We start from the raw sequence: 10,544 nt of genomic DNA on the forward strand, positions 1-10,544 counted from the left end.
GCAAGGCAAGCAGCAGCAGCTGAAGGTGGACCGCAACGCTGCCGGACGTCTGGGCGTGACGATGGGCGATGTGGACACCGCGTTGCTCAACTCCTTCGGTCAGCGCCAGGTGTCGGTGATCTATTCGGACATCAACCAGTACTGGGTGGTGCTCACTTCGAGCTCGGCGACGTCGCTGAGCCCCGAAGCGCTGCTCAATGTGCGCGTGCGAAATGCGCAGGGTGAAATGATTCCGCTGTCGGCGATCTCGCGCATCGAGCCCAATATGAGCCCGACCCGCATCCGCCATCACAACCAGCTCGAAGCCTCGACCATCAACTACAACCTGGCCAAGGATGTCACCCAGGATGTAGGCACCCGGCTGGTGGAGAACGCGGGCATCATCGTGGGCCTGCCCGAAGGCGTTCGCATCGAATGGACCGGCCAGAACCAGCGACTGCAGCAGGCCAAGAGCAACGGCATGGTGCTGCTGATCGGCGCGATCATCGCCATGTACATCGTGCTGGGCATCCTCTACGAGAGCCTCGGCCATCCGCTGACGATTCTCTCCACGCTGCCAGCCGCCGGCGCCGGCGCCTTCCTGGCGATGCTGGTCACCCAGACGCAGCTCACCCTGATGGCAATCATCGCGATCCTGATGCTGATTGGCATCGTGAAGAAGAACGCGATCCTGATGGTCGACTTTGCACTCGTTGCACAACGCGAACGCGGCTTGTCGCCGCCTGACGCGATCAAGGAAGCCGCGCTCGTGCGGTTCCGCCCGATCACCATGACCACGCTGGTGGCGATGGGTGCGGCGCTGCCGCTCGCCATCGGCTTCGGCGTCGGTTCGGAAATGCGTCAGCCGCTGGGCGTCGCCATCGTGGGCGGGTTGTTGGTATCGCAGCTGTTGACGCTGCTGAGCACGCCGGCGATTTATTTGTGGAATTACGATCGCAAGATTCGCAAGGAGGCGCGCCGGGTGAAGCGGGCGGCGAAGAGGGCGTTGAAGGCGCAGACGGCGTTGGGGTGAGGCGCGTCGGCCCTATTTAGCCCCAGTTGAGCGCCATAGCCCAGTGCGTGGCTGCTTTCTGTAGGAGCRCACTGGTGCGCGACCGGCCAACGGAGCTGTACACCCACGCGCTGCGGTCGCGCACAAGTGCGCTCCTACATGGGTTTCGCTCGCTCCCGGGTCGCGTCGGAGAGGTGGGGATCGTCATTTTGTGGGAGCGCACCCTGTGCGCGACAGCCACGCTGGGGTGTACCGCTCCGTCGGTTTGTCGCGCACAGGGTCCGCTTCCACAGACAAGCAGGTCCTGCCAAGGCGAGATCAATCCTTCGGACTCGTACACGCCGCCACCCTGGCCCCCTCAACCTGCGCTACATCCTTCCCGCCAAAACTCACACTCGCCGTGTAGTGCTCCGCGGAATCAAACTTCACCCGCCCTCGCGCAGCATCCGTCAAACCCGAACACTGTAACGACCAACTGAGCGCCGTACTGCTGCGATGCTGGTCGACGCGTTCGCACTGGCCATAACCAGGCACGGGTAGCTGGGCAAATTCCACCCACGGATCCGGGCCTTCGTCCACGCAATGCCAGCTCACCTGTGGCTCGCCTTGCTTGCCGTGATCGAAGACACGCGTGGTGATCTTCCAAAGTCCCGGCATCGCCTGAAAGTCGCCGGGGTCGGCATGGCCCGGTTCGCCGATGAACGCCGCACCCAGCAACACCAGGATCGCGACGAAGCGCGACACCGCGTGACCGCGACGGCCGTCTGCGGCGGAACTTGAAGGATTCATAGTCGGCAGTACCTCCAACGCACGAAAGACCCCACCCGCTTTCGCGGGCAGGGTCCGGTCCGTGCTATTGCATCAGTCCTGTGTTTCAGCTGCTGCGTAGCCGTGGCCACGGCCATCGCTGCCGAACGAGAACATGTTCATCAAGTTGCCGATGGCCGGCGCATTGAGTGGCACATACGGATTGTTGGGCAGCGACACCGGGTTGGGCAGGTTGTCGCGACTGCGATGGGAAATGGTCTCGCGCAGGCCCCAGTTGGCTTCGACGAATTTGTCGAAGGACACATGGTCGTAGTACGTGTGCACCACGCGGCCGCCTTCGGAGTAGCGCGAGATCACCAGCATCGGGATGCGCGTGCCGTCGCCGAAGAAGTCGATCGGCTGCACATAACCCGAATCGTAATAGCCGCCGCCTTCGTCAAAGGTCACCATGATCACGGTGTCGTTCCACACCTTCGGGTTGGCCTTGGCGAGCTCGACGATCTTCTTCACGTAGCCTTCGAACAGATCCAGCTTGGACGAGGCCGGGTGGCCGTCCAGGATGCCGTCCGGCTTGGCGATGGAAACCGCCGGCAGCGTGTCGTTCTGGATGTCGTTGTAGAGATCGGTGATGTCCTGGTTGTTCGCACGCAGCTTGGGATTGGTCATGACCTGCGTGGAGTACAGGAACGGATCGCAGATATTGCAGAACGTGCCCGCTTCGCCGTTCTCCTTGCCGCTGGCATAGCCTTCGCCGTAGTACTTCCACGACACGTGATGGCGATTCAGCAACAGCGCGAGGTTGTCCTGACGCGTCGGCGGGATGGTGAACTGCTGCGCGCCCAGCGGTGCCGGCGTGCCGTCGCCGAGGTAGCCCGGGTTGTAGTTGTTCACCAGGTAATAGGCGTTCTTCTTGCAGTCGGTGCCGTGGAAAGTGCGATACGGCAGGGACTTCAGATAGTCCTTCACGACGCCCACGCCGGGCTGCGTGTCGTCCGCGCAGTTGACGTAGGAACCGCCGCTGTAGCCGTCCTGCACATACCAGTTGTTGGTGCCCGCCTGCGCGTCCGGATTCTCGATCTGGTTCGACGGCGGCGTGGCGGGGTCGCCATTGCCATCGGCGTAATAGATCAGGTCACCGAAGCCCAGCATGATGTGGTTGGCGCCCGTGCCGCCCATCACCGACTGGTGGAAGTTGTCGCTCAGCGTATAGGTGCGGGCGAGCTCGGCGAAATAGGGCGCGTCACCCTTGGCGATGCTGAGGAACTGCATCGCGGTGGAACCTTCGCCCGTGGTCTGGTCGTCGAAACCGGCCGGCTGCGTCTTGCCATTGGTGCCGGCACCGATCGTGGTTTCCACCCACGGGAACAAGTCCATGCGACAACCGCTGGGATTCTTCGCGGTGCCTGCGTGGACATCGCAGTCCATCTGCTGCCACATCTGGAAGAAGCGATGCACCGGGCTATTGGCGTAATCGTCGTAGCTGATCGATGCGTGCATATCGACGGGCGCGTTGGCCAGCTGCGACGGGAAGCGCGTGTCGACCACGTCGTTGGGCAGGCCGGTGCCGCCGGCGGCGAGTTCGCCGTACGCATCGGACGGGAGTGCCGGCTCGATGGCCTGTGCCTGCGCGGCTGAAGCAAACGGTGCCTGCGTGGGCGCACCGCCGGTATTCATCAGCGGCAGCGTGGCGTACGCGGTGGTGTGCTTGGGCGCCAGCGCAAACTTGCCGGTGCTGGTCGCCTGCCACTGCCTGGCAGCGGCGACATTCGGGCCCGGCGTGCCGTCGGCATTGACGATGCCTTCGGACAGCAGGTTGTGCACGCTCTGTCCCTTCGGCGGCGTGTACGTGGCGTAGACGTGATCGAACGTGCGGTTTTCACCGATCAGCAGGATCACATGCTTGATGGGTGTATTGGTGCGATCGTCGTTGCTGTCGTCGCCGCCCGGCCGGTGCAGCACGGTGACGCCAGTGGCGGGAGCCTGACTGGTCGAAACAGCATTCTGATCGGTGGAGTTGCTCTGGGCGCTCACCACGCCGGCAAGGCCGACGGAAAGCGTACCAATGACAAACGGCAACAGCCGCTTGCGAACGTGCGTCATGGACATGACTTCGATCTCCAGCAGCTTCTGAACGAAGGCTGCGCCGGTGTTCCCCCTGATTAGCTGGCACCTGTTCGCAACCTTTGGCGGCGCCAGCCGGGGGCGAGTCTCGTCCGCACAGATGACGGACCCTTGGCGCTTTTGCGACAGGAATTTCCGGTTAGATGACAGTGGGGAGACGTCGCAAGGGCTTGCGTGTCAATGGAGGCTGCGATGGCCTGTACACGTTGGCTTGCGGGCGCTTGCCGCTGCGAGACGATTGCGCATCAGCAAGAAATTGCCTTTGCGATGGATCGATTAGATCGTGCGATGGCGCACGTTTGGACGTCTTATTGGTTTGAGATATCGCAGGATTGGGTGCTTCGCCACGTTCGAGTTGCGCCCCTGACTTGCGCGTGATCGCCGGCGCGGCGGCTTGGCTGTGGGAGCGCACCTTGTGCGCGACCGCGGCGTTTGGGTGTACCGCTCCGTAGGCTGGTCGCGCACAAGTGCGCTCCTACAGAGAGCGGCCCGGCAACCACGAGCTGCGTGGCTCTTGGCCATCTACCAGGCGTCACCCCGGCAACAACTGAAACGGCCTCATCATTTCATTGTCCTCATGCTCCAGCAGATGGCAATGCCACACATAACGCCCAGGTTCACCCTCGAACCTCGCGATGATCCGCGTCACCATCCCCGGATCCGCACGCACCGTATCCTTCCACCCCATCTCCTCGGGCCCAGGCGGTATCGCCGGCCCCGTGTACTTGAGCGTCTTGCTTTCGTTCCACGCGAAAAGATCGAACGGCCGGCGCTCCAACACCTGAAAGCGCACCAGATGCAGATGCATCGGATGCGCATCGCCGGTGAGGTTCACCATGCTCCAGATTTCGGTGGTGTTCTGCCGCGGGTCTTCGGTGATCGGAGCGGACCAATGCTTGCCGTTGAGCATCATCATCATCGGGCTGCCACCGGCATCGTCCTGTTCGCCCAGCGTCAGCACGCGATCGCGCACGGCGCTCGCCACGGCAAGGCGCTCGATCGTGCGTAGCCTGGTCGGCATCACGCCAGCGTCCCGGCGCCCCTTGTCGCGCACGCGAAACTCCATGATCGCTTCCGCCTGCTGGCGCAGCTGTACTTGCTTGCCATCCATGCCGGTGAAGTCGATCACCACATCGGCGCGTTCGGCTGGATAGAGCGTGACGCGCTGACGCGGCACAGGCGCCGCCAGCAGGCCTTGATCACTGGCGATCTGCGTAAACGTCAGCCCGCCGGACAACGACATCTCGTAGAAGCGGGTATTGGCTGCGTTGACGAGTCGCAAGCGATAGCGGCGCGGCTCGACCTCGAAGTACGGGTACAACTTGCCATTGCACAGGATGGCGTTGCCATGGCACTCGGACACCCACGGCGCATCCGGATCATCGGAAACGGGGTAATAGAGCTGTCCGTCCTTTGCGATAAGTCGGTCGCAAAGGATCAGCGGCAGATCGCATTCGCCACGGGGGAGTTGCAGTGACGACTCCGCATCGCCCCGGATGAGATACGCACCAAGCAGTCCCGCGTAGATATTGAGGCGCGTGATCCCCATCGCGTGATCGTGGTACCAGAGGGTGGCGGCATCCTGCGTGTTGGGATAGTGCGACACGCTTGCATGGCCCGGTACGAACCACTCTTCCGGATAACCATCACTTGAGGGCGGCACACGCGCACCGTGCACGTGCGTCACGGTGCGCACCTGCGGCTTGTCGCGCTCGGCGCCGTGAATAGTGTGGTCGATGGGAAGGAAATGTTTTTCGGGAAGCGCGTTGGCCCATTCAATCAACAAGGGCTCATTGCGCCGGGCCAGCAAGGTCGGCCCCGGGAACGAACCCTCGTAACCCCACATGGGCGTGGGCGGCAGATCGCGATGCAGCTGCGTCTTGAATGCGCGCATCTCCATCCGATAGAACGGCAGTTGCTTGCCTGGATAAGCGGGATGCGCCCGCTGCCCCGTCGGCTTGGCGATGGCAGGCAGCGGCAAGGGGTCCACGAAGCGCGCCAGGGTCACCGGGTTCACCAGCGGCACCTTGGGCGCGGCGAGCTGCGGCATGGCCATGCGCGCCATCTTCTCGTCGCCGATGGCGGGCGAGGACCAGGCGAGCAAGCCCAGTTCGGCAGCCGTGGCGGCGCCGACCATATCGACCATGCCGCGCAGAAACTGCCGGCGCGAGAGGTTCATGCGAGTCATCGGGACACCCTAGGCAGCCCGGATGACAGGTACGTGGCAATGTGTGAAACCTGGTTCACCCTGCGCGCATCCAAGCGCAGGGCGAGACAGATTATTCCGCTGAAGCGGGCACGCCTTGGCCGGTCGTGGGTGCCTGCTGGCCCGCCACGGCGGCTTCTTCGCCGGCTTTGTCCAGGCCGGCCTTGTCGATCGGCGTGGCCAACATGCGTGCGCGACGCCAGCCGCCCCACTTGTAGTAGCCCATCGCCATCAGCATCGAGGCCAGCGAGCCCAGCGGGAAACTCCACCAGATCGAATCGGCGCCCAGCCGCGGCGCCAGCGCCAGTGCAAACGGCGGGCGGAACAGCCACATCGAGATAAACAAAATCACCAGCGGCGGCACCACGGCGCCGGTGGAGCGCACCACGCCGAACAGCACGAAGGTCACGCCGAAGAACATGAACGACCACACCGCGATGCTGTTGAGATGCTGCGCCAGCGCCAGCGCCTCACCGTCGTTGGGCAGGAACATGCCAAGTGCGGCGTGGTTGAACAGATAGATCAGCGCAATGAGCATGCCGCTCAAGAGGAAGTTGTAGAGCACGCCCACCTTGGTGATGCGGCTTACGCGGTCCCACAGTTTTGCGCCCACGTTCTGTGCCGCCATCGACGACACCGCCGCGCCGATCGCCATGGCCGGCATCTGCACATAGGTCCACAGCTGCGTCGCTGCGCCGTACGCGGCGGTGGTCTTGGAGCCGTAGTTGTTCACCATGTGGATCATGATCATCGCGGAGCTGGAGATCACGATCATCTGCAGGCCCATCGGCAGGCCCTTGAACACCAGCGAGCGCAGGATCTCCATATCGGGCTTCAGATACCCCAGCTCGCTGCGCGTGAGGCGCAGGAAATGCTTGCGCCGGTACAGCGTGACCAGCAAGGCGACCAGCGCCACCGACTGCGCAATCAAGGTCGAAGTGGCCGAGCCGGCGATGCCCATCCGCGGGAACGGCCCTACGCCAAAGATCAGCAGCGGGTTGAGTACGATGTCCATCAGCACCGACAACGCCATGAAGAAGAACGGCGTGCGCGAATCGCCCGCGCCGCGCAGCGTCATCATCAGGAAGGCGTAGAAGTACATCGACGGCACGGCGATGAAGATGATGCGCAGGTAAGGCACCGCGAACGCCTGTGCATCGACCGGCGTATTGAGCGCGTTGAGCATCCACGGCGTGCCGAAGTAACCGGCGATGGCCACGATGATGGAGACCGAGACGAAGAACGTCACACCGGTGCCGACCACACGCTTGGCCTCGAGCATGTTGCGCGCGCCCAGGCTCTGGCCGATCAGGATGGTGCAGGCCATGCTCAGGCCGAACACCGCGCCCAGCAGCAGGAACAGGATCAGGTTCGCGTTGCTCACCGCCGTGAGCGCGGCCTCGCCCAGGTAGTGGCCGATCCACATCGCATTGACGGAGCCATTGAGCGACTGCAGCACCGTGCTGCCCAAGATGGGCAACGCGAACATCAGCAGCGTCTTGGCAATCGGTCCTTCGATAAGCAGGGGCTGCTTTGCAGCAAGAGATGACATCGAATCATTCCGCGATGGGGAGGGGAGATCAGTCGGCGACGCTGGCTTGCCATGCACGCGTGGCCAGACGCCGCACATGCTCGCGCACATCGGCGGGCCATGCATCCGTCACCTGCATGAAACGCTCGCGCTCCTTTCGCCAGAATGCGCGCGAGGCTTCTTCATAACCCGGGAGATTACCCGCCATCGCGCTCATGAAGCGATCGACCGCYTCACCCGCCAGACGGGCCGCATCGCGCTCGGCGTGGTTGCGACGCGCCTCGTCGACCAGTCGCCGCAGGCTGGCCGATGCACCGCCTGGCTGGCTGGCCAGCCAATCCCAATGGCGCGGCAACAGGGTGACCTCGCGCGCAACCACGCCTAGCTTCGGTCGACCGGGGCCGCGCGGCGCGAGTTCGGCGTCGTGAGGCGGCGAGGGGAGGCGGGCGACGACGTCGGCGATCGTCCCGCGCAGGTCGAGCTCCAGCGGGCGGCCATCGCGTTCGTCGAAGATCAGCACCGGTCCGTTGGCCCCGGCATCGACGGCCTGCTTGGTCGCCACGGCGACGTCCGCCAGCGAACCGGCGGCAATGCGGCGGTGGCCGTCGAAGGCAATGCAGGTACCGAGATCCGCCACTGTTTTGTCCGGGTATAAAAGAGAACGCGAATATTGCCCGGGTAATAAATAAAGGTCAACACCGGAGGAGAAGGCCGCCGCTGCGCGGTAAAATTTCTCCATCCCCCCGCCGCGCCGTTCCCATGGTCATCCATCCCCCGCATCGCTCGCTTCGATTGATGCTGTTCACCCTGCGCGGATCGATCATCCCGGTGATCTGGAAGCGCGTGCTGGGCATGGTGCTGCTGGCCGGGGCGGTGGTGCTGCTGGAACGACACCTGCCGCATACCGGGGTGGAGCTGGGGGCCATCCCGCTGACACTGATGGGACTGACGCTGGCGATCTTCCTGGGCTTTCGCAACACGGTGGCCTACGAACGCTGGTGGGAGGCGCGCACGCTGTGGGGTGAGTTGCTGATCGTGGTGCGCAATCTCGCCCGCCAGACGGTGAGCCTGCCCGACAGCCTCACGGCGTCGGAACGCGAACGCATGGTGCATCGACTGATTGCCTTCGCCCACGCGCTGCGTCATCAGCTACGCGGTACCGCGCCGGGCGACGAGGTGTCTCGCTGGCTGACGCCGGAGGAGGCCGCCGCGCTGGCCGGCCGGCCCAATCCGCCGAACGTGCTGCTCGCACTCATCGCTCAGGACTATGCGCAGCTGCATCGGGAGCACCGGCTCGATCCCATGCTGCTGGCCAACATCGATGCGCAGGTGACGCGCCTGTCCTATGTGCTGGGCGGTTGCGAGCGCATCCAGGGCACACCTATCCCGCTCGCCTACATCCTGCTCCTGCATCGAACGGTCTATGTGTACTGCCTGCTGCTGCCGTTCTGCCTGATCAGCAGCGTGGGCTGGGTGACACCACTGATGGTCGGCGTGCTCTCGTACACCTTCTTCGGGCTCGATGCACTGGGTGACCAGATCGAGAATCCCTTCGACCGCCTGCCCAACGACCTGGCCCTGGATGCGATGTGCCGCACGGTCGAAATCGGCCTGGGCGAATTGCTGGGTCAGCGCGACCTGCCAGCGCCGCTGCAGCCGGTGGACGGCGTCCTGCTTTAAGCCACCAGGACCGGCCGGGAGGCCCAACCCCTACCTTGGTATCGCCGTAGTTTTACGGTGTTCTCCGCGTGCGCTTCACGCCGCTTGAGACAAGCTGACCCCGTGACCGCGAAGGATGCCGGCCACTCGTGCCGCCCAGGCAACGCTGTGTTGTCTCGATTCGACCTATTTCCAGTACCGGTCGGTCCAATAAGTTATTAAACTTAGCGGTGCACAAACTCCTCCCCCAAAGTCAAAGAAGAAAGACCATGCGACATCCCCTCCTGCGCAGTGCGGTTGCGCTGGCCCTGATGGGCATTTCCGCTACGACCCTGGCCGACCCCCGTATCGAAATCAGCGGCGGCCGAAGCTACTCAGACAGTTACTGGACCAATACGGCGTGGATCGAAAGCATCTGGGGCGAACACGCCTTCGGCAACAGCCGATTCTCGTGGGCGCCAGCCGCCTCCCTGGGCTTTATCAATGGCCGCAATGTCTCCAAGTACGGCAACGCCGTTTCCGATGACGTATGGCTGCTCGGTGGCGGCGTGCGCATGCGCTACGGCAACGGCGACGACTGGTACCACCACCTGTTCTGGACCTCCGAGATCGCCGCCCAGGGCGGCCGCACGCTGGCACTCAGCAGCGGCGGCGAATTCGTCAATTCCGTCGGCTGGGAAGGCGACCACTGGACCTTCCAGATCCGCCACGTCTCCAACGCCGGCATCAAGGGCTCCAACCGCGGCGAAACGATGGCGCTGGTGGGCGTCGCGTTCAATCCTTGATGGAGTGAAACAACAACGGCCCATGACGGGCTGCTGTTGTTTGGACGTCTGAATGGATCGCCGCATCGTGTTCGATCAAGTAACACGAAACTGCTCTCTCTAACCGACTCTGCCCGCAGAGCGGAGCGCACCCTGCGCGCGACCAGCCAACGGAGCGGTACATCCCAGTCCTGCGGTCGCGCACAAGTGCGCTCCTACAAGGGTTAGGCAGCTTCGTGGGTTGCGGATCAACCTTGCCGGTCGGCTCTTTGTGGGAGCGCACCCTGTGCGCGACAAACCTACGGAGCGGTACACCGCAGCGTGGCTGTCGCGCACAGGGTGCGCTCCCACAGACAAGCCAAGCGCCAGGCGCGGCACCTAGTGCGCCACCTGTGACCCACAGCCGACGCGCAGCGAGGCCCGGCTTTAAGTCCTCAGGGATTCGGGCGCGTTGCGCAGCGCTTTGAAGTAACCGCTGTGTACCCTCGGAGGTTGTCCCACAAC

The 10,544-nt window shown here is 63.6% G+C and carries 8 protein-coding genes; 3 read left to right on the top strand and 5 right to left on the bottom strand.

Features of this window, described 5'->3' with window-relative positions; all coding sequences use genetic code 11:
• A partial coding sequence (locus AC1DMG_RS16100) for an efflux RND transporter permease subunit (protein WP_477180759.1) occupies positions 1–1,012 on the top strand: 1,012 nt, incomplete at its 5' end.
• 297 nt (positions 1,013–1,309) lie between these two features.
• Here the strand turns inward: AC1DMG_RS16100 and AC1DMG_RS16105 are convergent.
• The 5 genes from AC1DMG_RS16105 to AC1DMG_RS16125 form a co-directional block, all read right to left on the bottom strand.
• A complete protein-coding gene (locus AC1DMG_RS16105) occupies positions 1,310–1,780 on the bottom strand; it encodes a DUF3617 domain-containing protein (protein WP_441601874.1) in 471 nt (156 codons plus the stop codon).
• Between the two features lie 72 nt (positions 1,781–1,852).
• Entirely contained in the window at positions 1,853–3,865 is a 2,013-nt protein-coding gene (locus AC1DMG_RS16110; protein WP_477180760.1) for an alkaline phosphatase family protein, read from the bottom strand.
• Between the two features lie 547 nt (positions 3,866–4,412).
• A complete protein-coding gene (locus tag AC1DMG_RS16115; RefSeq protein ID WP_441601872.1) occupies positions 4,413–6,068 on the bottom strand; it encodes a multicopper oxidase family protein in 1,656 nt (551 codons plus the stop codon).
• Positions 6,069–6,159: 91 nt separating this feature from the next.
• Entirely contained in the window at positions 6,160–7,638 is a 1,479-nt protein-coding gene (locus AC1DMG_RS16120) for an MATE family efflux transporter (RefSeq protein ID WP_441601871.1), read from the bottom strand.
• 28 nt (positions 7,639–7,666) lie between these two features.
• Complete coding sequence (locus tag AC1DMG_RS16125; protein ID WP_441601870.1) at positions 7,667–8,254, bottom strand: DUF2239 family protein; 588 nt, start codon at positions 8,252–8,254, stop codon at positions 7,667–7,669.
• A 122-nt stretch (positions 8,255–8,376) separates the two neighbouring features.
• Between AC1DMG_RS16125 and AC1DMG_RS16130 the strand changes: the two genes are divergently transcribed.
• Complete coding sequence (locus tag AC1DMG_RS16130) at positions 8,377–9,297, top strand: bestrophin family protein (RefSeq protein ID WP_441601869.1); 921 nt, start codon at positions 8,377–8,379, stop codon at positions 9,295–9,297.
• Positions 9,298–9,545: 248 nt separating this feature from the next.
• Positions 9,546–10,061, top strand: a complete 516-nt coding sequence (locus tag AC1DMG_RS16135) for a lipid A 3-O-deacylase (protein ID WP_441601868.1) — start codon at positions 9,546–9,548, stop codon at positions 10,059–10,061.
• The last annotated feature ends 483 nt before the right edge of the window (positions 10,062–10,544 follow it).

The sequence above is a fragment of the Dyella sp. 01N36 genome, from assembly GCF_056399745.1.

Coding starts and splice junctions, on each gene's coding strand:
- AC1DMG_RS16105 (WP_441601874.1), bottom strand. CDS start 1,780: ATGAATCCTTCAAGTTCCGCCGCAGACGGCCGTCGCGGTCACGCGGTG.
- AC1DMG_RS16110 (WP_477180760.1), bottom strand. CDS start 3,865: ATGTCCATGACGCACGTTCGCAAGCGGCTGTTGCCGTTTGTCATTGGT.
- AC1DMG_RS16115 (WP_441601872.1), bottom strand. CDS start 6,068: ATGACTCGCATGAACCTCTCGCGCCGGCAGTTTCTGCGCGGCATGGTC.
- AC1DMG_RS16120 (WP_441601871.1), bottom strand. CDS start 7,638: ATGTCATCTCTTGCTGCAAAGCAGCCCCTGCTTATCGAAGGACCGATT.
- AC1DMG_RS16130 (WP_441601869.1), top strand. CDS start 8,377: ATGGTCATCCATCCCCCGCATCGCTCGCTTCGATTGATGCTGTTCACC.
- AC1DMG_RS16135 (WP_441601868.1), top strand. CDS start 9,546: ATGCGACATCCCCTCCTGCGCAGTGCGGTTGCGCTGGCCCTGATGGGC.